Below are 22645 nucleotides of genomic sequence, written 5' to 3' on the forward strand. Positions count from 1 at the left end.
GGCGGCCGGTCAAGCCAACGCGCCCGGCCCTACCAGTTCCGGACAAGCTCGGTATAGCCGCGGAAGGCCACCGCGCCCCAGAAGTTCACCAATATTCCGAAGACCACCGTGGCCAGCACGGCCCGGTTGCGCAGGGACCAGCCGCTAAGGGCGAAGAGGAGCAGGAGGTAGGGCGTGTAGTCGATGCTGAACCGGAAGCCGAACTGCATGTAGCCGTCGTTCTGGTAGAAGAGCCCGGGCAACGCGGTCACGGCCACGGTGAGCCACAGCGGCCAGTGCAGGCGCGGCCTCAGCCTCGGCACCACCAGGAAGACGAGCAGCGGCAGCGTCAGCAGCAGCGACAGGCCATGCGGGTTGTACCCCAGCCGCAGCGGGTTCAACGACACCTTCGGCAGCAGGAGGAAGGCCGCCTCCAGGTTGCGAGGCAGGTAGACCAGGTCGAAGAGGCCCCAACGGTCGATGTCCACGTTGACGCGGTTGTTGTAGAGGAACGCGTGGCCGAACTCGCCCGGGCTGCCGAAGCGGTAGAAGTTGTAGGCCGCCGCCAGCAGCGCGAGCGGTGCCGCCCCGAGCGCGAACAGGCCCAGCTTGCGCAGCGCGGGCTTCCAATGGGAGCCCAGCGCCTTGAGCTGCTCGATCCGGTCCGGACCGGGGCACAGCGCCTCCAGCACGAAGAAGAGCCCGGTGAACAGCAGCGGCGTGCGGGTGAGCGTCGCCATGGAGAAGAAGAGGCCCGCGAGCACCGGACGGTGCGCCCGCACCGCGTTGCGCACGTAGAGGCACGTGAAGGCCACGCCCATGACTTCCGCGCTGAACCACACCTCGCCGCGGATGGACGCGTAGAAGAAGAGCGTGCCGAAGGCCAGCACCAGCGCCAGGCCCACGTTCTCCATGCGATCTCGCGCCGTCTCCCCCTCCTTCGCGAGGAAGCGCAGCAGCGAGTAGAAGAGCGCCACCGCCAGCGCCCCCACGATGACCCCGAACGAGGTGTCGTTGAACTGGTAGCCGTGCAGCGCCACGAAGGGCAGCATCACCACCGCCGGGAACGACGGGAAGCTCACGTACCAGCGGTCCCCCGGCCTCAGCCGCCCCTCGCACCGCACCTTCTTCCCCGCCACCTCGCGCACGCACGCCCAGTCCTCGAGGTTCGGCAACACCTCCGGGTCCAGGTCCAGCCGCCCCTCCAGCCACGCCTTCGCCTGGTACACGAAGTGGGGAGCCTCGCTCTGCCGCAGGAAGCGCTGCGAGCTGAAGCTGGCCAGCACCGCGAAGCTCACCAGGAAGAGCACCACCTCCACCCGGTACGCCGCCAGCCACATCCTCAGCGCCGCCCCCACCACCCCACCCCGCTCGTCCGAGGACACGGTGGGCGCAACGGGCTGCTCCGGAGCTCCCGGCTCCGTGGGGCGCCCGGGCACGGGCGTGGCCGTCCGAGGCTCGGCGGTGGACTCGGGAGCGGACGCCACGGACTCGGGCGTCTGCGCGGCGGATGACTTGGGACGCTTGGACTTGGAGCGGCTCATGGGGCGGAAACAGTCAGCAGGCGCTCACGCAACAGCTCGAGCGCGTTCGAGGCGGCGAAGAGACGCACGAGATCCCGATCGCCTGGAATGGAGAAGCGTTCGCAGCGGGTGGGGGCTCCCTCCGCGGCGAGCGCACAGTAGACGGTGCCCACGGGGTCCTCGGGCGTTCCCCCCGTCGGGCCCGCGAAACCCGTCACCGACAGGCCGTAGGTCGTCTTGCAGGCCGCGCGAATTCCCTCGGCCATGGCCACCGCCACCGGGCGAGACACCGCTCCGTGGCGCTCCAGCAGCTCGGCGGGCACTCCCGCCCAGGCCCTCTTCCTCTGCTCGGTGTAGACGACCGCTCCGCCCAACAGGAAGTTGCTCGCGCCGGACACCCCGGTGAGTTGCGCGGCGATGAGGCCCCCGGTGCAGCTCTCGGCGAGCGCCAGCGTGGCCCGGGCCTCCGTCAGCAGTCTCCCCAACACCTCGGGGTAGGTGTCCGCGTCCGAGCCGTACACCGCCAGGCCGAGCTCCCGGCGGGCCGCGGCTTCGGCGGCGGCCAGGGCGGCATCCGCCTCGGACTGCGAGGGCGCCTCCGCCATCAGCTTGAGCTGGTTCTCCGGCGCATGCGTGCGGAAGCCGAACACCACCCGGGAGTGCGCCGCCGCCAGAGGGGCCACGCGCGCGTCGAGCACGGACTCGGGGATGCCCACCGTGCGCAGCAGGCGGAAGGCCCGGTACGTGCGCCCCGGCCGCTTCTCCAGCTCCGCCCGCACGCGCGGCAGCACCTCGCCGTCCACCAGCGCCCGGTACTCGCGGGGCACGCCGGGCAGGAAGAAGAGCCGGCAGCCGCCCAGCCGGAGGATGAACAGGGGCGCGGCCCCCACGGGGTTGGGTACCACCTCCGAGCCCTCGGGCACGAGCGCCATGCGGGCCACATTGGGTGTCAACTCCCGGCCCCGCTTCGCGACACGCTCGCGGAGGAACTGGAGTGTCCCGGCGTCCTCGACGAGCGGTACGCCCGCGGCCGTCGCGGCGCACTCGGCGGTGAAGTCATCCGCAGTGGGACCCAGCCCTCCCGAGACGATGACCATGTCCGACCGGGCGGCGGCCTCCCTCAGGGCGAGGGTGATGTCCTCCCGGACGTCGCCCACCAGCACCACCCGCCGCACCTTGACGCCCAGCTCGAAGAGCCGCGCCTCCAGGTAGGGGCTGTTGGTGTCGGTGGTCAGTCCGGTGACGAGCTCGTCACCAGTACACAGCAGCTCGACTCGCATGGGCGGCGCATCCTAGCCGCACACCCCGCCCCCGGCACGTGCCAGGTCGCGGGTTCTACGCCACCTTCTGCTCGTCCTCCGACTCGTCGTCGATCTCCTCGAGGACGACGGCGGCGGCTGCTCCGCGCCCCAGCTTCCGGGCCACGAGGCGCTTGCGCACTCCGAAGGCGGACTCGATGAGGCCGAAGGCGAGGTAGGCGAACGAGTAGGCCACCAGCACGTAGGCCGGGTGGAAACGGGTCCCGATGATGACGCCGCTGGCGAGCACCAGCATGAGGATGAGCGCCGAACGGGGGGACAGGCGCAGGTCCTTGAAGGTCCGGTAGCGGACGGTGGACACCATCAGCAGCGCGAGCGCCGTCGTCGCCACCGCCACGGGGCCCCGGGCCGACTCATCGAGCACCTCACCGCCCGTGGCGGCATGGTGGGCGATGATCATCGAGACGAGCACGCCCGCGGCCAGGGGAATGGGCAGGCCGACGAAGAAGCTCCCGCCACCGCCATGGGGGCTGCGCATGGCGAGCACGTTGAAGCGCGCGAGCCGCAGCGCACCGCAGGTGGCGAAGCAGAAGGAGAGGAACAGGCCGAGGAAGCCAAGCGGCTCCAGCGCCCACTTGTAGATCAGGAGGCCAGGCGCGGCGCCGAACGAGACGACGTCCGCCAGACTGTCGAGCTGCATCCCGAAGTCGCTCTGCGTCTTCGTCAGGCGGGCCACGCGGCCGTCGAACCCGTCGAAGAACATGGCGAAGAGGATGGCGAGGGCGGCCTGGTAGAGCTGCGTCGGGCCCGCGTCCCCCGAGCACAACGTCATCGCGTAGAAGCCACAGAGGATGGAGGTGACGGTGAACAGATTGGGCAGGACGAACAACAACTTACGCGGTCTCATCTGTTCTCCTGCCTCCTGGTGTTGGCCACTGGCCGTTCCGGTTGAAGCCGGGGGGGAACGGATCATATCAGGGTTTTATTTGCCCGTTCTTCGCGGAGGGCTGATGGACGCAGTGCGTTGGACCCTTTGGGTACTGCTCGCGGGACTCGCCCTGGTGGGTGTGAACGCCTTGTGGGTGTTGGGTGTGCGCTGGTGGTATCGCCTGCGCACACCTCCTCCCGAGCGGCTGCGGGTCCGCTGCCAGGATGGCTGGGAGCTCACCGTGTACGTGCGGCGTGCCGCGCACCGGCGCTTCGAGGAGCCGGTGCTGCTGTGCCATGGGCTGGCCGCCAACCGCTGCACCTTCGACTTCGAGCCGCCCTACTCCCTGGCCCACGCCCTGACCGAGGCCGGCTTCGACTGCTTCAGCGTGGAGTGGCGAGGCATCGGCGCCTCGCGTCCCCCGCCCCGGGGCCGCCGCTGGCCGGACGTCACGGTGGATGACCTGGTCACCCAGGACGCGCCCGCGCTCATCGAGCTGGCGCTCTCCCAGACGGGGGCCCGGCGCGCCTTCTGGGTGGGCCATAGTCTGGGGGGACTCGTGGGCTACGCGGTGGCGCAGGGCCCCGCGGGTGCGAAGCTCGCGGGGCTGCTCACGCTGGGCTCGCCGGTCTTCTTTCCGCCGGATCCGCTCATCCGCCGGCTCATCCACGTGGGCACCCGGGCCGCGTGGCCGCGCGGCTTTCGCAACGAGTGGCTGAGCTGCACGCTGGCCCCCTTCCTCGGCTACGTCCCCCTTCCCCTGTCCGACGTCATCATCAACCCCAGGCACATCCCCCCGCCCATCCAGCGCAAGGTCTACGCGAACATGATGGCGTCGATGAGCCGCAGCGTGCTCCGCCAGTTCCAGGATTGGATCGACCATGACGCCTTCCGTTCCTTCGATGGGAGCGTGGACTGGCGCGCGGGGCTGGCCCGGCTCTCGCTGCCGGTGATGGTGATGGGCGGGAGCGTGGACCGGCTGGCCTCGCCGAAGAACCTGCGCGCGCAGTACGAGCTGATCGGCTCCCCGGACAAGAAGCTGCACGTCTTCGGTTGCGAGCGCGGCGACAAGATGGACTACGGGCATGGAGATCTGCTCTTCGGCACGGGCGCGCCGCTCGAAATCCAACCCGAGGTGCGCGACTGGCTGGTGGCCCGCGCCACACCCATCTCCGCGTCCCCCCGGAGCGAACCTCAGGGCGAGCCCCCCCCCATCACACACTTCGCCCCGGGCTCCGCGGCGACCTGACCCGGACCCCGCCCCACCACGCGCTCCAGCTTCACCGAGGTGGCGCCCTGGCAGTCGGCCACCACGAGCCCCCCGGCGTTGTCCCGAACCAAGAGCGCGTCCACCCGCAGCACGCCGTCCTCCAGGGCGACCAGTGCGGGCCCGCCGGAGCCTCGGACCTCCAGGCCCTCGGCCGTCACCCGCGCCAGCGTCTCCGCCCACACTCCGGCCTCCCGGCACGCCTCCAGCGACACGTCGCGCAGCACCACCCGCGAGCCCTGCGCCGCCAGCACGCCCACGCCCGCCACGTCGCGCACCACGAGCCCCTCCACCTCCACCTCGGCGTCGCGCAGGTGCAGCCCGTCACCGGAGTCTCCCTCGCGCGTCGTCAGCCGGGTGATGAGCGTCCGCTGGAGCCGGAGCCGCCCGCGCGTGGCCGAGATGCCATACGCGTCCGCCCCATCCACCCGGATGCCACGCAGCACCATGTCCGAGCCCACCAGCGACACCGCCCCGAAGCCGCCACTGCCCAGCACCCACGAGTCCTCCAGCGTCCCCCGCGAGCCGATGAGCGCCACGCCCGCCCGGACCGCTCGCACCGAGGTGAAGCCGCGCGCCTCCAGCGTGGCCTCCAGGCCCTGGAGTCCATACTCGTGCCCGGTGACGGTGACATCCTCGAGCCGCAGCGTGCCCCGCTGAACGAAGAGCCCCACCTCGGACCCGCCCTCCACCGCGGCATGCCGCAGTCGCACCCGTCCACCGGCCTGGTAGAGCGCCGTCAGGGGCCCCCGAAACCGCACGGACTCCAGCTCCACCTCCGAATCCCGTGCCTCCACGCCCCGCCGGAAGGCGCCGGCGAACGAGCCCTCCCGCACCTCCGCGCGCGAGCCCTCCACCAGCATCACCCCCACCGTCCCCGCGCCTCCAGCCTCGAACACGCCCCCCTCCACCGACAGGTGCCCCGCCTCCACCCGGACCGCCCCCGTGCCCTGCCCGCTGAAGCGCACCGCCGCCAGCCGCACCCCTCCGGCCGCCTCCAGCCCCCAGCTTCCCCCCTGGATGGCCAGGCTCCTCAACGAGGAACCCTTCGGAGCCCGTACCACCGGCCCTGCCCCCTCCCCCTGCAACACCGAGCCCTCCCCCGCCCCCACCAGCTCCAGCCCGGCGGGCAGGACGAAGGACCCCGGGTAACGCCCCGGTGACAGGTACACCCGGAACGGACGGCCGCCCTCCGCCCCACGCGTCAACGCTTCCGCCAGGGTGGAAAAGGGCCGCTCCCGCGAGCCATCTCCGGGCCCGTGATGGGCGCCGTCCACCCAGACCTCGGCCCGTCCGGTGGGCGTCTCGGGGGCGATCACCGCGGCGGCGGCGCGGCGGGGTGCAAACGTCAGGCAGGCGATCATCAGCAGGCAGCGGAGCATTCGATCGCCCACACTATTACCTGACAGCCTTCCCCGCTCGTCCGGATCAGCAACACCCACGCAAGTGATCGAAATGACAAAGAAAAACCCTCTCAATCGATCACATCCACACATCCCGGCCCCCGGAGCCACGAGGCTGGAGGACCGGTGCGCGACGTGCTCCTCCTCTCTAGAGGAGCCGGGCGATCCGTCAAATTCCTCGCGAATCGCGCGGAGGCCGATCTTCCGGCCTCGCAACGGTTTGCGAGCATTGACAGACAAAAGAGCGATTTGTTACCAACCTCGGGCTTTCGCATTTCAACGCGGCATGGAGGAGCGGATGACCAAGGCAGAGCTCGTGGAGGTGGTGGCGGCGCAGTCGCGGCTGACGAAGAAGTCGGCGGCGGAGATTCTCGACATCGTCTTCGCCAACATCGGCAAGGCGGTGAAGAAGGACCAGCGCTTCAGCTACCCCGGCTTCGGCACCTGGTCGGTCCGCTCTCGCAAGGCGCGGAAGATCCGCAACCCGCAGACCAACGAGATGATGAAGCTCAAGGCGTCGAAGACGATCGGCTTCCGGCCCGCCAAGGAGCTGAAGAACTCGCTGTAGTCGGCGCAAAGCCCGCGAGCGCGCTCCGACCTCACCGGGGGCGTCGTCCGAGCATGGGACGGCGCCCCTTTCTCGTTCCCACGTCGTGCTGCTCGTGCCGCACGAAGGCGGGCTCCTCCCCGGACTCGGTGGGGCCCAGCTCGTCGAGCGGATCACACGGCTCGCCCCCGCGCCACAGCTCGAAGTGCAGGTGCACGCCGGTGGCCAGGCCCGTCTTGCCGGCCGCGCCCACCACGTCACCCGGCTCGAGCACCTCGCCCGGCGTCACCAGCACGCGCGACAGGTGGCTGTACCGGGTGGTGACATCCCCCTCGTGCTGGATGACCACCTGGTTGCCATGGGCGCCGTTCCACCCGGCGCGGATCACCACGCCCTTCGCCGCGGCCGAGACGAGCTGGCCCCGCTTCGCCGCCAGATCCAGGCCCAGATGATCCCTCTCCTTGCCGGTGATGGGGTGCACCCGGCTGCCGAAGACACTGGTGATGATGACCGGGTCCACCGGCCAGGTGAACCGAAGGGGCTGCTTCGAGGGCTTGAGCTGCAGGCGGCGCAGCTGGGCCATGCGCACCGCGAGCAGGTCCACCCGGGCGAGCACCGCGTCGGCCAGGTCCCCGGGGATGTCCCCGTAGGCGCGCGCGTCCTCCTCCAGCTCGGCCTCCAGCGTCACCCGGGCACGCACCACGTCCAGCGAGGACGTCTTGCGCGCGGATTGCCGGAGGAAGGCATCCAGGGTGGCGTTCATCCGCCGCCAGTTGTCCGCCTGCTCGCGCGGCATGGCACTGCCCCGCGGCACCTGCGCCCGTGAGGCGCGTGCCAGCGTGGCGAACTCCGCCAGCGCGGCCCGGAGCTCCATCGAAGCCGGGGCGTCCAGCAGCGGCTCGGCCTTCTTCGTCCGCAGCATGCCCTCGCCCGTGCCCTCCTGGGACGCACCCGCCGACAGGTCGGCCGGAGGCGACGTGTCCTCGGCATACAGCTCGTCGAAACTCATCTTCTGGCGCGCGCGAGGGGCGGCACACGCAGACAGGACGAGCAGCATGAGGGCGGCGAGACGACGCAAGGCGTCGCCAGTCTACCAACGCCCCGGGAATCGGCCAGCCAGCCGCCGAGTGGAGGCGGACCCACGCCTCGTCAATGTCCGGAACGGAACGGGGTCCGGCTCCCGTGCCGAGCCGCCTGGCCCCTGGAGGAGCACTCCACCGGGGTGTCCTGCGAGGTAGTGGAATCCTCTTTACGTCGCAGGTCGGTCTGGCATACAGCGGTCACGTGGCACGCGAGACAGTGGAGTCGAAACGGAAACGGGCGGTGGAGGTGTTGGACCGGCTGGAGCGGGCCATGCCGGACGTGCGCATCGAGCTGGACTACCGCACCCCGTTGGAGCTGCTGGTGGCGGTCATCCTCTCCGCGCAGTGCACGGACAAGCGGGTCAACCTGGTCACCCCCGCCCTCTTCCAACGCTTCCCGGACGCGCGCGCGTACGCCCAGGCGGATGTCGGCGAGGTGGAGCCGTTCATCCAGTCATGCGGCCTGTACCGCGCCAAGGCGAAGAACATCATCGCGGCGGCCCAGGCCCTGGTGAAGGAGCACGGCGGAGAGGTGCCTCGCTCCCGGGCCGCGCTGGAGCAACTGCCCGGCGTGGGCCGCAAGACGGCCGGCGTGGTGTGCATCCACCTGGGAGGCGATGACGCCTTCCCGGTGGACACCCACGTGAAGCGGCTGGCCTACCGGCTGGGCTTCACCCGTCACGAGGATCCGGACAAGGTGGAGGAGGACATGCAGGCCCTGCTGCCATCGGAGCGGTGGGCCAAGGGCCACCAGCTCCTGGTCTGGCACGGACGGAGGACCTGCCTGGCGAGGGCGCCCGCGTGCGAGCGCTGCCCCGTGGCGGACCTCTGCCCCAGGAAGGGCGTGACGACTAGACCGACAGCCGGTCCTCGCGAGACGCCTTGACGCGCTTCATCCGCTTGCGGATGAGCTCGCGCTTGAGCGTGGAGACGTGATCCACGAAGACGGTGCCGTTGAGGTGATCCGTCTCGTGCTGCACCGCGATGGCCAGCAGCCCGTCACACGTCAGCGTCTGCTCACGGCCCTCGGGGTCGAGGAACTTCACCGTCACCACCGCGGCGCGATCCACGTCCTCGGCCTCGCCGGGGATGGACAGGCAGCCCTCGGTGTAGGTCGTCTTCCCCTCCAGGGCGATGATCTCCGGGTTGATCATCGCCAGCGGCTGGGACTCGGGCTGGCGCGGACGGGTGTCCAGGACGATGACCCGCTGCAGGATGCCCACCTGCGGCGCGGCGAGCCCCACGCCATCGGCGGCGTACATGGTCTCGAACATGTCCTTGACCAGCGTGCGGATGGAATCGTCGACCCGGGCCACCGGCCTGGCTTTCTGCTTCAGGATGGGATCGGGCCAGATGAGGATTTCGCGAACCATGGAGCCCCTCTTAACTCCCTGGTCACGGACGGGCAACCCGCCCCAGGCCCCCCCATGTGCCCCGCCTGTCACCCGCTCGGGCAGGGCCCCCTGCCCCTCCAGCCGGATTCCCGAGCCGTGCTCCCGACTTCCAGGGAATCCGGTCCCTCACATCGAGGGCCGTGACAAAAAAGCAGCCGGGGTTCTTTACCAACGGGTGAGAGGAGGAGCACACTGAGCCAGTCCGGATTCCCCGGTAGGTCGGTTCAGGAGGAATTCGCCGTGCTCCGGAAGATCGCGCTGCTGTCCACCTCACTGCTCTACGCCTGTGGGAGCTACTCGTCGCCCGCCCCGAATATCGTCTCCATCGAGCCCGAGGAGGTGGTGAGCGGCGAGGCGTCGACGATCACCCTCGAGCTGGACGCGCCACTCCCCGTGAAGGTGGACTACGGCCAGCGGACGGCGACGGTGTTGACGCCGACCGTCCTGATCGGCGGGCAGAAGGTGGCCATCGCGCTCCTGGAGCAAAAGGGGATGCTGCGGGCCAACGTGCCCACGAACCTCCCGGCCGGGCCCCAGGAGGTCCGGCTGGAGATGGAGGACGGAAACGAGTCGCACCGGGAACAGGAACTCACGGTGCTCCCGGTCCCTCCCGAGCTGAGTCCCCTCACCGGGGACACCGACCCGGGGAATGACACGCCGACCGCCCCCGAGATCACCGGACTGAGCATCGACCCCATCGCGGACCAGGTTCGCGACGTCCCGTTCGTCATCACCCTGCGGGCCGAGGGCCCGGCGGCGGCCAGCTTCGCGGGGCAGGTGCAGATCTCCTCCAACAAGGGGCGCGTCAGCCCGAACCTGAGCAACGCCTTCAGTCAGGGCGTGCGGCGGGAACAGGTCGTCCTCGACAAACAGGGCGGACAGGTCGTGCTCACCGTGCGCGTCGGCAAGGACATCGTCGCCCAGTCCAACCCCTTCAAGGTCGCGCCGAAGTAGGACGGGCCGCCGCCGCCACTCAGTCCATCAGGCTGCGAGCATACTCCTCGCGCAGCCGATCATCCGCGAGCGCCCGCGCCGCCTCGGACAGGGCGTTGGAGATCTGCTGGGCGCGGTGCTGGAGCGCCGGATCCGGATGCCCCGCGAAGCGCAGCGGGTGGAACTCGGCGGCCAGCAACGCGAAGGCACGCTTCACCTCCTCGCTGCCCGCGCCGCGCGAGAGCCCGAGCACGGTGAAGTAGTCCGCGTCCTGGATCTCCTCGAACTTGGACTCGAGCCGGCGGACGTCCAGCTCGCCCGGAGCCTCCTGCGCGGAGGAGACCGCCGGGGCGGGCCGGAGGGTGATGAGGCCCAGGGCGCGCGCGACCGCGAGCACCTTGAGGGCGCTGTCCTGGGGCATGCCCGCGCCGAGCAGGAGCTGCTCGAGCGACTGCTCGCCATCGACCTCCTCCAGGAGCCGCAGCTCGCGCGAGGACAGCCCGAAGGCCTCCGGCGAGGGCTCGGGCTCACCCCGGACGACCACCGCGCGCAGGCCGCCGGCGGCCTCCACGAGGGAATCGGAGGAGACACCGTTGCGCAGGGACTCGGCCAACAGGTGCAGCAGCGGCCGGGTGGAGGCGGCGAGGGCCACCTCGTGCGGCGGCGGCTCCTCGGTGAGCCGGTACAGAGAGGAGGACTCCCCGAGCGCGTCCAGGGCGACCTGCTCGGTGTAGCGCTGCACGAGCGGGACGACCTCGTTCTCCCGCAGGTAGCCGCGGCCACGCATGGCGTCGATGAGAGCCCCCGTGGAGGCACCACGCACCAGACGCAGCTCGTTCTCCTGGCGCGCGTCGATGAGCCCATCCGCCCGGGCGCGCTCCACGAGCGACTCGTCGGGGGCGGAGGACACCGCGCCCACCAGCACCCCGTCCTTCAACCAGAGGATGCGCAGGGCCCCGGTCACCTTGAGCTCGAGGCGCACCTGGGCACGCGCCTCCTGGAGCCGGGTGACGAGCCGCGCGAGCCCCTCCTGGTTGACGCTACCGCTGCGGGGGATGTCCACCTCGAACCGGCCGGGAACCTGGAGCGAGACGATCGCCGCGCGGGCCCGGGATGCCATCTCCTCGGCCTCGGCGCGGGCCTTCGCGAGGGCCGCGTCCGTCTCCGCGCGCACCCGGGTGACCGTCGCCTCGGCATCACGGACGGCCTTCTCCTCGGCCTCGCGGCGGGCCCGCTCGGCGCGGGCGAGGCGCTCGGCCAACTCCGCTTCCGCCTGGGCCCTCGCGGCCTCGAGCCGCTCCACTTCCTGGGAGAGGAACTCCCGCTCCTCGCGCTCCTGGGCCAGCGTCCGCGCGAGTTGCTCCGCTTCCTCCCGGGCCTCGCGAAGCTGGCGGGAGAGCCGCGCCTCCAGCTCCGAGCGCTCGCGGGAAAGCTCCTCGCGCGCCTGGGACTCCGCTTCCACCCGGGCCTGGGCCTCGGCATGAGCCTGCTCGGAGGCCTCGGCGCGCGCCTCCGCCTCCGCGCGCGCCTGCTTCTCTTCCGCGGCGCGAGCCTGCAGGGCGGCGCGAGCCTTCTCCACGCGCTCGAGCCGGGCCTCCATCTCGACACGAAGCCGCTCCATGTTGGCGGCCCGCGTCTCCGCGTCGACCCGTGCCCGCTCCAACTCCTCGGACTGCTCGTCCGACGTGGTCCGCGCCTTCTCCGCGCGCTCGAGCCGGGCCTCCAGCTCGACGCGCTGCCGCTCCATGTTGGCGGCCCGCGTCTCCGCGTCGACCCGTGCCCGCTCCAACTCCTCGGCCTGCCCGAGCGCCTCGGTGCGCTCCTGCTCCGCCTGGGAAGCGCGCGCTTCCGCCCGGGCCCGGGCCCGCGACTCCGCGTCGGCCCGCGATTCCGCCTCGGAGCGCGCCTTGTCCGCCGCGTCGGCCCGCGCTTCCGCGTCGGTACGGGCCTTCATCTCCGCCTGCACACGCGAATCCGCGTTGGAGCGCGCGCGTGCTTCCACCTCCGCCCGCGCCTTCTTCTCGGCGGCGACACGGGCCTCGGCCTCCGCCCGGGCCTTCTCCGCGGCCTCGGCTCGCGCCTCCGCTTCCGCCCGGGCCTTCGATTCCTTCTCGGCGCGCGCCGTCACGTCCTTGCGCGCCTTCGCCTCTCCATGCGCCCGGGCCTCCCACTCCTTGCGGGACTTCGTCTCCGCCTCGGCCCGTGCCTCCGCCTCCGCCCGCGCGGCCCTCTCCGCCTCGGCCCGTGCCTCCGCCTCCGCCCGCGCGGCCCTCTCCGCCTCCACCCGGGCTTCCACCCGGGCCCTCGCCTCCGCCTCGGACGCGGCCCGCTGCTCCGCCTCGGTGCGCCGCCGCTCCTGCTCCTCGGCCCGCTGCTCCGCCTCGGTGCGCCGCCGCTCCTGCTCCTCGGCCCGCTGCTCCGCCTCGGTGCGCCGCCGCTCCTGCTCCTCGGCCTTCGCACGCCATTCCGCGAGCTGCCGCTGCAGCTCCTCGAGCCCCTCGGCTTCCTTCTCCTGACGCCGCTGGGCCTCGGCGGTACGTGCCTGCTCGAGCTCCGACTCCCGCGCCCGCGCCGCCTCCAACTGCCGCTCCACCTCGAGCCGCAGCGAGGCCTCGAGTCCCCGCTCCTCCGCGAGCGCCGCGAGCCGGCTCCGCTGCGCCTCGGCCTCGTGCCGCAGCGACTCCTCCCGGGCCCACGCCTCCTGCTTCAGCCGCTCCAGCTCGGAGCGCAGCGAGGCCTCGTTCGCGCGCGCCGCCTCCACCTCGCTCCGCAGCGACTCCTCCCGCGCGTTCGGCGCATCCGCCTGCTTCTCCAGCGAGGACCGGAGCTCCGCCACGAGCGTCTCGAGCTCCGACGCCTTGCTCTCCGCCTCTCGCCGGCGCGCCACCGCCCCATCGCGCTCGGACAGAATCTGCGAGATCCGCCGCTCCGCCCGCATCAGGCGCACTTCCAGCACCGCGATCGCGTCCTCCGCCGGAAGCGACTCCACATCCCGCGCACCCGCCGCTCCAGGCACGGGCCGCAGCGGGAACTTCGACGTGGTCTCCGCCACGCCCCTCGGCACGGGACGGGCCTCCGCCACCGGCTCGTTCTTCACCGGCTCGCCGCGCGGCCCCCCGGTGGACTCGGAGCCGAACCAGTCCGAGCCCACGCTCTCCTGGTGCGGCTCCTCCCATCCATCCGGCGCATCGCCCTCCGGCGGCAGCGGCGCGTCCTCCGGAACGGGCTCCAGGTCCTCCGGGGGAAGGGCCGCCGTGCGCACCGTCGGGGTCGGCTCCAGATCGAAGAACCCCTCCTCCCCGAGCTGGGGCGAGGCATTCCCGGACGACTCCGCCCGCTCCCGCGCCAACGCCGCTTCGATCTCCAGCTGCGCGAGGCGCTCGGCCTCCGCACGCGCCTCCGCCTCGATGTCGACGACCTTCACCGGGGGCAGCTCGGGCAGCGCGGACAGGGGCTCGACGGACTCCGGCACCGGCGCCGCGTCCACCACGGGCCCCATCTCGACCGGAGACACCGCGGTGATGGTGGGAATCGCCGAGCCCATCGCGGGGGTCCGCGCGAAGAGCCCCGCCGACGACACGGGCAGCGAGGGCTCCTCCTTCTTCAACCGCCGCCGGGCAGCGGCCTCGCGACGCACGTCGTCCTCCATGCGCCGCATCTCGTCCTCGTCGGGCCCGGGGGGCGTCACCACCGGAACCTGGCCCGACACCACCACCGCCTGCTCCGTCGCGCCGAAGAGCGACTCCGCCTCGTCCCCGGAATCCTGCTCGGTCAGCCCCGGAACCCTCGGGATCTCGGCCGTGACCACCGCCTGCTCCGTCTGGGAGAACAGATCCTCCGCATCCAGGGAGGACGGGGACTGCCGGGCCCCTTCGGGCTTGGGCAGATCATCGAAGAGCGCGTGCTCCAACGCGGCGTTGCGGCTGGACACGGAGGACTTCTGGACGAGCCCCGGCGGCCCGGAGCGCGCGGGGACCGGCTCGGGAGCCGGAGGTTCCACCTCGTCCTTCACCGCGTACCAGGCCTCCGGGCCCGCGGGCGAGTTGATGACCGCGGCCACCTGCTCCATGAAGCCGGAGCCATCCAGGGGCAGCGGAGCCACCGGGGCTGCGCTGCCGGGGACGGGCTCGCCAAGCAGCAGCACGCGCGCGAGCCGCATGTCCGGGTGCAGCCCCAGTTCCTCCAGGACGAGGTGGCCGCGACCACTCTCCACCCCCGGTGCCAGGATGATGAGCACGGGCAGGTGATGGCCAAAGGCGATGAGGGCGTCCGCCACGGAGGTAGCGAGAATGACCTCATAGCCCTCGCGCGCGAGCAGGCGGCGCACGGTGGCGATGGTGGCGATGTCGTCGTGTACGAGGAGGACCGATTCGGCCATTGGAAATCGGGGGCGAGTCTACAGCATGGCCGCTGGATCCACGTCGATCGTGACACGCACGGCGGACGGAATGTCGACCAGCTTCGCCTCCAGGCGGGCGAGCAACGGGGCGAGCGCCGCGTGGGTAGGGGCCTTGAGGAGCAACTGCCACCGGGTGCGACCCCGGATGCGCGAGATGGGGGCGATGGCCGGCCCCAGCAGACGCACGCCCCACGAGGCCGGGGGCATGTTGCGGCCGATGAAGTCCCCGAGGAACCGGGCCACGCTGGCGGTCTGCTCGGCGCTCTCGCCCTCGAGCCGCACCGCCGCCATGCGCGTGTAGGGCGGCCAGGCGAGCACCTTGCGCCGCTCCAGCTCCCGCTCGGAGAAGCCGTCGAAGTCGTGGGTGAGCACGCGCTTCACCGGATCCGCCTCTGGGTTGTACGTCTGCACGAGCACCCGCCCCGGATCCTTCCCGCGTCCGGCGCGGCCGGCCACCTGGGTGAGGAGATGGAAGGTGCGCTCGGAGGCGCGGAAGTCGGGGATGGCCAGCGAGGTGTCCGCCATCACCACGCACACCAGCGTCACCCCGGGGAAGTCGTGTCCCTTGGCCACCATCTGCGTGCCCACCAGGACGTCGATCTCCCGGCGGGCGAAGGACGCGAGCATCTCCGTGAGGCGCTCGGCGCTGGAGGCCGAGTCCCTGTCGAGCCGGGCCACGCGGGCCTGGGGAATCCGCTCGGCGACCTCGGCCTCCACGCGCTCGGTGCCAATGCCCATCTTGAGCAGCGGCCCGGTGCACTCGCGGCAGTGCTCGGGCACGGGGTGGGCCACGCCGCAGTAGTGGCACACCAGCCGGTTCTGCGAGCGGTGGTAGGTGAGGCACACGTCGCAATCGGAGCACTTCACCGAGGTGCCGCACACCTCGCAGATGAGGAAGGTGCTGTGGCCGCGGCGGTTGAGGAAGAGGATGACCTGCTGGCCGCGCCCGATGGTCTCCGCCATGGCGTCGAGCAGTGGCGCGGAGAGGATGGGCGCCTCCTCCTGCACGAGCGGCTCGCGGGGGCGCTCCTGGCGCAGATCCACCAGCTCGATGGTGGGCATGGGCCGGTCATCGACGCGGTTCTTGAGCTCCAGCTTGCGGTAGCGACCGCGGCGGGTGTTCTCGAGCGTCTCCAGCGAGGGCGTAGCCGAGCCGAGCACCACCACGGCCCCGGCCTGCTTGGCACGCACCACGGCCAGGTCGCGCGCCTGGTAGCGCAGCTTGTCCTCCTGCTTGAAGGAGGGATCATGCTCCTCGTCCACCACGACAAGGCCGAGGTTCTCCACGGGGGCGAACACCGCCGAGCGCACGCCCACGGCGATGCGCACCGTGCCCTTGCGCAGGGCCTGCCAGTGGAAGAGGCGCTCGCGGTCCTTGAGGGCCGAGTGCAGCACGGCCACGTCACCGCCGAAGCGGCTGCGGAAGCGGCCCACGAGCTGCGGCGTGAGGGCGATCTCCGGCACCAGGATGAGGCTGCCCCTGCCCCGCTCGAGGTTCCGCTCCACGGCGCGCAGGTACACCTCGGTCTTGCCGCTGCCGGTGACACCGTGGAGGAGGAAGGGCTGGAAGCCCCCGGCGTCGATGGCCGAGTGGAGCTCCAGCACCGCGGCGGCCTGCTCGGGGGTGAGCTTCTCGGGACGGCCTTGAGCGAGCCCCTCCTTCACGCCCGGGGCGATGACCTCCTCGTCGATGCGGACGAAGCCCCGCTCGACGAGCTTGCGCAGCGTCTCGCGCGCGCCGGGGATGGCGTGGGCCACCTCCTCGATGGGGGCGCGGCCTCCCACGGCGAGGAGATAGGCCAGCGCGGCGGACTGAGCGGGGGCGCGGCGGAGGACGGCGGGGGCCTCGGCGACGAGCGCCACGGCGAACTCCTGCACGTCCGGCTTCGCCTCCTTCTCCTCCTCGGCCTTGGTGAGCCCGGGAGGCAGCGCGCTCTTGATGACCTCGCCGAGCGGGTAGCGGTAATGCTCGGCGGCGAAGCGCAGGAGCGCGATGAGATCCGGCGGGAGCGACGGCGAGTCCTCGAGCACCTTCATGATGGGCTTGAGCTTGACGCTCTCGCCATCGGGAGGAGGCGCGGCCGGCCCGAGGAAGAAGCCGAGCGACATGCTGCTGCCGAAGGGCACGAGGATGCGCTGGCCCGGCGACAGACGCCCGGAGAGGCCGTCGGGGACGACATAGGTGAACTCGCCCCGGACGGGACGGCCAACGGCGACTGAGGCGAGGTTCGAGGGGCTCACGGCGACTGGGGACCACTGTAGCGGCGGCCACTGACACCGGTAGTTTCCGACCGCGCTTCCCACCGCGGGCGCACAGGGACTCACCCATAGTGGGGCGAGAGGCTCACATGCATCCCGTGGCCATCAACACGGGTCGGAAACTGGACAACCACATTCCCAGGAATTGTTACGGAAGCCCGTAGACGTACTGAATGGGAGCAAGAGTGCCGCCATCCACATCCCAGGGCCAGAACACGGTTTGCACCCCGCCCAGGGGCTCGCCCTGATCTTCGCTCATCTGGATGGAATGAAGGACGAACAAGACCATCCTGCTCTTGTTGTTCCTCGCGAACTCCACTTCGTTGCGGGTCAGGAAGACACTGGAACCCGCCGATTGAGTGCCCTTCACCTCGATGAAGACCTCGCGCGTCTCATCCTTCGCGTGAAGATCGAAGGGCATCCTGCTCGAGACGTCTTCGATCGAGGAGAAACCTTGCTCATGAAAGTACTCCCTGGCTCGCTTCATGGCGTAGAGCTCGACGGCCTTGCGCATCTGGGTGTTGGAGGAGAACCCCTGTCCCGAGGGCCTGCTCGTGTCGGCTGCCGCCGGCGAGGCCAGGGGCTCGGCATTCAGCGGCAGGGAGAGAGAGGGATTGGAGCCGCGAAGCCATGAAGCCCACATCTCCGGGGCCTCACGTTGCGTATCCTGAAGGGTTTGTGCCTCGCGACGTGCGTGCAACCAATTGACCGGCACCGGATCCAAACCCAGGATGCGAAGCCGGCAACGGTAGTTCTGGACGAGATATCCCTTCGGTCACGACCTTAATCCGACCCTCCAATGCCGTAAACCCACGTGAGACCTGCTGGGTCCTCACGGGATGCCCCAGGCCCGCAAACGGCCGCGCGGCGAGCCAGGCTCCGAGGAGCCCGACCCGCCGCGCCTGAGGCGGCCCAGTAAGGGGCCGCGCGTCTTCACTCCGTCATGCCCTCAGCGGCTTCGCGTTCCGCGGGCACTCCCAATAGGTGTACTCGCACGTGGCGGTCGCGGGATTGCACGGCACCCGCATCACGGTGACGAGCTCACACGGGTGCTTCGGCTCGTCGAGCACCGGACCCGCCGGAACCTCGACCGGCGAGAGCGGCTCGGCTGCGTGGCCATCGAAAGGCTGGCCGGCCTGTCTCGAGACGCCTCCTCGCGTCTGCTCCTCCTTCGTCTGTTGCGTTGGAGCCACCGACGGCGCGCACACCACCGGAAGCACCGACGCCGTCCCCAACACCGCCCCCAACACACACAGCTTCGTTCGCATGGAACCTCCTGGCCGACTGACACCCTCCTCCACGCCGATGGCGCGTCGGTTGCGGTTCAGCGGCAAGGATGCAAACTACTCGCCGGGTCTGACATCCCCCGGGGCATCCACCGCGGTGGAGCCGCTCCCCTCAGCGGCTCGCTCGAGCCCCCTATCCCCTGTTTTCAGGCACTTACAAAACTCTCGACAGGACACGGGCTCACATCGGCCCACTCCAGCGGTCATGTCTTCGCCGGGTGGTGTACGATGGACAGTCGGTGAGCGCCATCACCCCCGAACAAGCTCCATCTCTCTGGACGTCACTGGACGCCGTTGGACGTCAAGACCGCAAGGAACAATCCCCCTCAATGAGCACCAGACACACCGTCCTCGCGCCCATTGCGCTCGTGGCATCACCAGGAATTCCCTCCGAGCCCTACATCGCGGGGGTGTCGCCATGAACAAGAGGACGCCCACCGCGGACGTGATGGACCTTCTCGCGCGGATTCGCGCCAATACGCAATCCGAGGAGGAACAGGAGCTCCTCGGGGTCGCCATCAACGCGCTCCTCTTCATTACTTCAACGGGCCAGCGATACGCCTTCGCGGACTTCCTCGAGTACCTCAAGTCCAAGGCTCCACCTCCCGTGGTGGCCTCGTTCAAGACACGCGAGGAGGCGGAAACCTGGCTGAACAGCCAGCCCGAACCACCCGATTCGACTCTCGTGCTGATCGCGGGCCAGTATCACACCGTCATGTACATCCGAGAGCTGAACCACCGTCGCCTGATCCCACTCGCCGTGATCGAATATCACCTCGGCCGGCTCAAGCGCGAAGGCCTCCCTCCTGCCGTGGCCTCATTCGATACACGTGAGGAAGCGGAGGCATGGTTCACGAGTCAGACCGAGCCGTCTGCACAATCCCTCATCACGATTTCAGGTGAATCCTATCTCGCGGTGTACCATCGCAACATCAACCACCGCGCGCTCTACCCGTTCTCCATTGCCCTGGATGAAGAGGAACAGGGCGAGGACGATGCACAGCAGCCGCAATAGTCACGCCCGGAGCAGGGCCAGGGCTCTCTGGAAGTCCTCGGGCAGCGGCGCCTCGACGCTCACCACTCCACCCGTGGCGGGGCTCGGCAATGACAGACGCACCGCGTGCAGCGCATGCCGGCCGAGCTCCTTCGCCGCCGGGTGCTCCCGCGTCTCCTCGGGGCCGTACAACGAGTCGGCCAGCACCGGGTATCCCGCCTCGGCCATCTGCACGCGGATCTGGTGCGTGCGTCCCGTCTCCAGCTCCACCTCCACCAGCGTCGCGCCCTTCAACCGCTCGCGCACCTCGTACGAGAGCGCCGCGCGCCTCGCCGAGCGCACCTTCGTCGTGAAGCGCCTCGGATCCTTGGGATCCCTCCCGTACGGCGCCTCGAGCCGGTCGCGCTCGGGCGTCTCTCCCAGCACCAGCGCCCAATAGCGCTTGTCCACGCGCTTCTCCTGGAACGCCCGGTCGAGCGCCCCCACGCCCTCGTCCGTACGCGCGAGCGCGAGGCAGCCGCTCGTCTCCCGGTCCAACCGGTGCACCACCCCGGGCTGCGCCACGCCCTCCACGTCGAACGGAGGCATCCTCGCCGCCAGCAACTCCACCACCGAGGGCACGCTCCCCCCCTGGGGTTCCACCACCAGGCCCGCCGGCTTGTTCACGATGATCAGGGAGGCGTCGTCGTGGAGCACGGGCAGCTCGGGTCCCTCGACGGGGCGCCGCGCCGGGGCTCGCGGGGGGGGGCGGCTGAGCTCGATCTCCTCTCCGCCCCAGAGCTTGCGCGACATCTGGCACTTCTTGCCGCGAATGCGCACATGGCCCTGCTCGATGAGCACCCGCGCCCGCTCCAGCGAGAGCCCGGGCAGGTGCGCCGAGAGGAACTTGTCGAGCCGCTCACCTGCGGCCTCGCGGGGGACGGAGATCTTCTGGAGCGACATGAGGTCCCTCTTCTACGGCGCGGCCCTCCGGGAAACCACCGGGACCTCCGCACATCTTCAGCCCTGGGGGAACCGCCGACGAAACCACTCATCCCCCGCGCTGCCTGAGGCGCTCCAGCTCGGCCTGTGACTCCGCGAGGCGGCGCTCCAGTTCCTCCCTCCGCCGCGTCTCGTCCGCCAGACGCCGCTCCGCTTCCTGGCGCAGCTGCTCCGCTTCCTGGCGCAGCCGCTCCGCCGCCTCCAACTGCCGGGCTTCCTCATCCGCGCGCCGCTGCAACCCCTCCATCATCTCCTGCATCCGGGCGATGAGCTCCTCGTACTCCAGCAGCAACGCGTGCCCCGCCCAGAATCGCAGCCGCCCCTCTTCCACCTGCAACTCCAGCCCCAACACCTCCGAGCCGTAGCGGCCCTGCTCCGGTGTGATGGGCACGTATTCCCTCGCCTCGCTCGACGGCAGCCGATAACCCTCCAGCCGCTGACGGGCCCGGTCGTAGATGAAGTACTCGGGGATACCCAGTCGCGCGTAGCGCCTCACGTTGTACTCGGCGTCCTTCTTCCGATCGCCGCCGACGTGGACCTCCAGCACCCAGTCCAGCCCCTTGCCCTCGTGACTCACCACCCACTTGTTCCGAGGGTGTGTCTCGGCGTCCAGCACGGCCAGCAGGTCCGGCGCGAAGCGCCGCTCGGCGGGGTAGTACACCGGCAGCTCCGTGCCCAGGTACACCCGCCGCCGTTGCCGGGAGAAGAACCCCTTGAGGGCCTGCAACGCCCCCATCTTCGCCTGGGAGTGCAGGTCTCCCTCCGGCATCGCCATCTCATCCCACGTCACCTCCCCGGGCAGGGCCTCCACCACCCGGGCCCGCTCCTCCTCGCTCATCCTCGCCCACTCTTCCCGAGAGGGTGCCCGGGGAAAGGCGTCCTCCCGCTCCTGTTCGTCCCGTGCCATGCCCGCCAGGGTGAGGCGCGCGGCGGGCCCGGTCAATCGTCCCCGCGGCGCCGGTGAGCAAGCGGTGGGCCATGTGACACAGGCACGCCCCTCCGAGCGGGCGTCGCCGGGAAGCGCGGCGCGTCCGTTCCAGCTCACGCCCCGCGCGTCTCATTCGAGGGACGGAGTCAGGCTCGCGCCACCAGCCGGGCCTCGTGCCGACCCTCTTCCGTCCAGCCCTCGGTGTACGAGACGAGCTCCAGCCCCTGGATCAGGCTGGGCAGCTCACCATCCTCAAGCAGGAAGCGCGCCGAGGGATGCGCATGCCGCCGCAGGTTGCTCCGGGTGGGTTGGGCGAAGACGAGCAGGCCACCCGGCGCGAGCACCTTCGGGAACTCGGCGAACAGCGGCCGCCAGAGGAAGTTCAGGCAGAGGACGAGCGCGTAGGGCCCGGGAGGAAGTGGCTCCATCTCCACGTCCAGACGCTGGAGCCGGAGTTCCACCTTCGCCTCGCGCGCGGCCTCCCCGGCCCGCTCGAGCGCGACATCCGAGATGTCCGCCAGGGTGACGTCCAGGCCTCGTCTCGCGAGCCACAGGGCGTCATGTCCGGCTCCTCCCGCGACGTCGAGCGCCCGGCCCGTGCTCGGGAGCCGAGCATCGAGAGAACGGAGGAACCCGGAGGGCTCCCCTGTCCCCGTCTGTTCGCGGTAACGGGTGTTCCACCTCTGCCGATCCTGCTCGGACATGGCCCCTCCTCCGGAGCACTCACTTCGCGTCCAGCTCGCGTTCCGCCTCCGGCGCCAACGCCCGGAAGGGGATCTCCTCCCCGGACGAGACCACGCAGTCGAGATCCTCACCACCGGAAGTCCATGGCAGGCACACCAGAGGCGTCCCCGCCGGTACGTTGCCACGCGCCTGGCCCCTGACGCACAGGCGACGCTTCTTGCCGGAGTCCGCCGGATCACACTCCACGTCCGTCGCATCTCGCACTGGCCCGAGCCGCACCTTCCGCGACGTGCGCTCCCGACAGAGCGACATGCGCTCGCCAGGAGATTCGCAGGTCAGGGGCGCACCCGAGGTCGACGCGGAACCCTGGCCCAGGCTCGCACATGACACCCGCGACACGCTCGCATTGCAGGAGCCGCGCCCCCCGGACACGTTGCTGTCGTACCAGAGCTCCCATCGCGATCCGTCCGCCTTGCGGACGTAACCCGCGATGATCTCCGAGTCTATCCCCTGCAAGGTCACGAGCGCGCGGAAGGGACGGCCCTCGGCATCCGCCTTCCGCACGCATGCCGAGACCGTGCTCCACGCCGCTGGCTCGCGACCCCACCCGCAGTCCACCGCCGAGGGCCCCGCCTCCTGGAGCACGAGCTCCTCGATGGAGCAGGGCGCACACTGGACCTCCACATAGCGCACCGTCGCGGGAGGCTCGGACCGCCTCGTATGGCACGCCCCGGTGAGCCACAACAGCACCATTCCCATCAGGAGTCGTCTCATTCTCGTCACTCTTCCCGGAGGGCCG

General features: G+C 70.5%; 19 protein-coding genes. 5 read left to right on the plus strand and 14 right to left on the minus strand.

Annotation, left to right across the window (positions count from 1 at the left end):
- Positions 1–29: 29 nt before the first annotated feature.
- From JQX13_RS01700 to pssA, 3 genes are read right to left on the minus strand one after another with little or no spacing between them, the layout of a single operon-like run.
- The gene (locus JQX13_RS01700; RefSeq protein ID WP_203407346.1) at positions 30–1523 is read right to left on the minus strand and encodes a hypothetical protein; all 1494 of its coding nucleotides are present in this window, start codon (positions 1521–1523) and stop codon (positions 30–32) included.
- Positions 1520–2782 carry a CinA family nicotinamide mononucleotide deamidase-related protein gene (locus JQX13_RS01705; protein ID WP_203407347.1) on the minus strand — a complete coding sequence of 421 codons (1263 nt, stop codon included), beginning with the start codon at positions 2780–2782 and terminating at the stop codon, positions 1520–1522. The genes JQX13_RS01700 and JQX13_RS01705 overlap by 4 nt, the downstream gene beginning before the upstream one ends.
- A 55-nt stretch (positions 2783–2837) precedes the next feature.
- The gene (pssA, locus tag JQX13_RS01710; RefSeq protein ID WP_203407348.1) at positions 2838–3668 is read right to left on the minus strand and encodes a CDP-diacylglycerol--serine O-phosphatidyltransferase; all 831 of its coding nucleotides are present in this window, start codon (positions 3666–3668) and stop codon (positions 2838–2840) included.
- A gap of 103 nt (positions 3669–3771) precedes the next feature.
- Between pssA and JQX13_RS01715 the strand changes: the two genes are divergently transcribed.
- Entirely contained in the window at positions 3772–4938 is a 1167-nt protein-coding gene (locus JQX13_RS01715; protein ID WP_203407349.1) for an alpha/beta fold hydrolase, read from the plus strand.
- Here JQX13_RS01715 and JQX13_RS01720 read toward each other — a convergent pair.
- The gene (locus tag JQX13_RS01720) at positions 4884–6338 is read right to left on the minus strand and encodes a hypothetical protein (protein WP_203407350.1); all 1455 of its coding nucleotides are present in this window, start codon (positions 6336–6338) and stop codon (positions 4884–4886) included. The two genes, JQX13_RS01715 and JQX13_RS01720, sit on opposite strands and share 55 nt — an antisense overlap.
- A gap of 319 nt (positions 6339–6657) precedes the next feature.
- On the opposite strand from JQX13_RS01720, the gene JQX13_RS01725 reads away from it, so the two are divergent.
- A complete protein-coding gene (locus JQX13_RS01725; protein ID WP_108073827.1) occupies positions 6658–6927 on the plus strand; it encodes an HU family DNA-binding protein in 270 nt (89 codons plus the stop codon).
- Between the two features lie 31 nt (positions 6928–6958).
- On the opposite strand, the gene JQX13_RS01730 is transcribed toward JQX13_RS01725, so the two are convergent.
- Positions 6959–7984 carry a M23 family metallopeptidase gene (locus JQX13_RS01730; RefSeq protein WP_203407351.1) on the minus strand — a complete coding sequence of 342 codons (1026 nt, stop codon included), beginning with the start codon at positions 7982–7984 and terminating at the stop codon, positions 6959–6961.
- A 275-nt stretch (positions 7985–8259) separates the two neighbouring features.
- Here JQX13_RS01730 and nth point away from each other — a divergent pair, with 275 nt between their 5' ends.
- On the plus strand, positions 8260–8874 hold the full coding sequence (nth, locus tag JQX13_RS01735) for an endonuclease III (RefSeq protein WP_239015552.1): 615 nt from the start codon (positions 8260–8262) through the stop codon (positions 8872–8874).
- Here nth and def read toward each other — a convergent pair.
- Complete coding sequence (def, locus tag JQX13_RS01740; RefSeq protein WP_203407353.1) at positions 8840–9361, minus strand: peptide deformylase; 522 nt, start codon at positions 9359–9361, stop codon at positions 8840–8842. The genes nth and def overlap by 35 nt on opposite strands.
- 261 nt (positions 9362–9622) lie before the next feature.
- On the opposite strand from def, the gene JQX13_RS01745 reads away from it, so the two are divergent.
- The gene (locus JQX13_RS01745; protein ID WP_203407354.1) at positions 9623–10336 is read left to right on the plus strand and encodes a hypothetical protein; all 714 of its coding nucleotides are present in this window, start codon (positions 9623–9625) and stop codon (positions 10334–10336) included.
- 19 nt (positions 10337–10355) lie between these two features.
- Here the strand turns inward: JQX13_RS01745 and JQX13_RS01750 are convergent, their stop codons facing one another.
- The 4 genes from JQX13_RS01750 to JQX13_RS01765 all read right to left on the minus strand — a co-directional run bounded on the left by JQX13_RS01750 (position 10356) and on the right by JQX13_RS01765 (position 18241).
- On the minus strand, positions 10356–14693 hold the full coding sequence (locus JQX13_RS01750) for a hypothetical protein (protein WP_203407355.1): 4338 nt from the start codon (positions 14691–14693) through the stop codon (positions 10356–10358).
- A gap of 18 nt (positions 14694–14711) precedes the next feature.
- On the minus strand, positions 14712–16955 hold the full coding sequence (gene priA / locus JQX13_RS01755) for a replication restart helicase PriA (RefSeq protein WP_203407356.1): 2244 nt from the start codon (positions 16953–16955) through the stop codon (positions 14712–14714).
- 166 nt (positions 16956–17121) lie between these two features.
- The gene (locus tag JQX13_RS01760; RefSeq protein ID WP_239015554.1) at positions 17122–17688 is read right to left on the minus strand and encodes a protein NO VEIN domain-containing protein; all 567 of its coding nucleotides are present in this window, start codon (positions 17686–17688) and stop codon (positions 17122–17124) included.
- A 226-nt stretch (positions 17689–17914) separates the two neighbouring features.
- A complete protein-coding gene (locus tag JQX13_RS01765; protein ID WP_203407358.1) occupies positions 17915–18241 on the minus strand; it encodes a hypothetical protein in 327 nt (108 codons plus the stop codon).
- A gap of 436 nt (positions 18242–18677) precedes the next feature.
- Between JQX13_RS01765 and JQX13_RS01770 the strand changes: the two genes are divergently transcribed.
- Complete coding sequence (locus JQX13_RS01770) at positions 18678–19274, plus strand: head protein (protein ID WP_203407359.1); 597 nt, start codon at positions 18678–18680, stop codon at positions 19272–19274.
- On the opposite strand, the gene JQX13_RS01775 is transcribed toward JQX13_RS01770, so the two are convergent.
- The 4 genes from JQX13_RS01775 to JQX13_RS01790 form a co-directional block, all read right to left on the minus strand.
- Positions 19275–20195 (minus strand): RluA family pseudouridine synthase, encoded by a 921-nt coding sequence (locus JQX13_RS01775; protein WP_203407360.1) that lies wholly within the window; start codon positions 20193–20195, stop codon positions 19275–19277.
- Positions 20196–20283: 88 nt separating this feature from the next.
- On the minus strand, positions 20284–21141 hold the full coding sequence (locus JQX13_RS01780) for a Uma2 family endonuclease (RefSeq protein ID WP_203411831.1): 858 nt from the start codon (positions 21139–21141) through the stop codon (positions 20284–20286).
- 167 nt (positions 21142–21308) lie between these two features.
- Positions 21309–21866 (minus strand): class I SAM-dependent methyltransferase, encoded by a 558-nt coding sequence (locus JQX13_RS01785; RefSeq protein ID WP_203407361.1) that lies wholly within the window; start codon positions 21864–21866, stop codon positions 21309–21311.
- Positions 21867–21885: 19 nt separating this feature from the next.
- Entirely contained in the window at positions 21886–22620 is a 735-nt protein-coding gene (locus JQX13_RS01790; protein ID WP_203407362.1) for a hypothetical protein, read from the minus strand.
- Between the last annotated feature and the right edge of the window lie 25 nt (positions 22621–22645).

The organism is Archangium violaceum, assembly GCF_016859125.1.
In the GTDB taxonomy this organism is placed as follows: Bacteria; Myxococcota; Myxococcia; order Myxococcales; family Myxococcaceae; genus Archangium; species Archangium violaceum_A.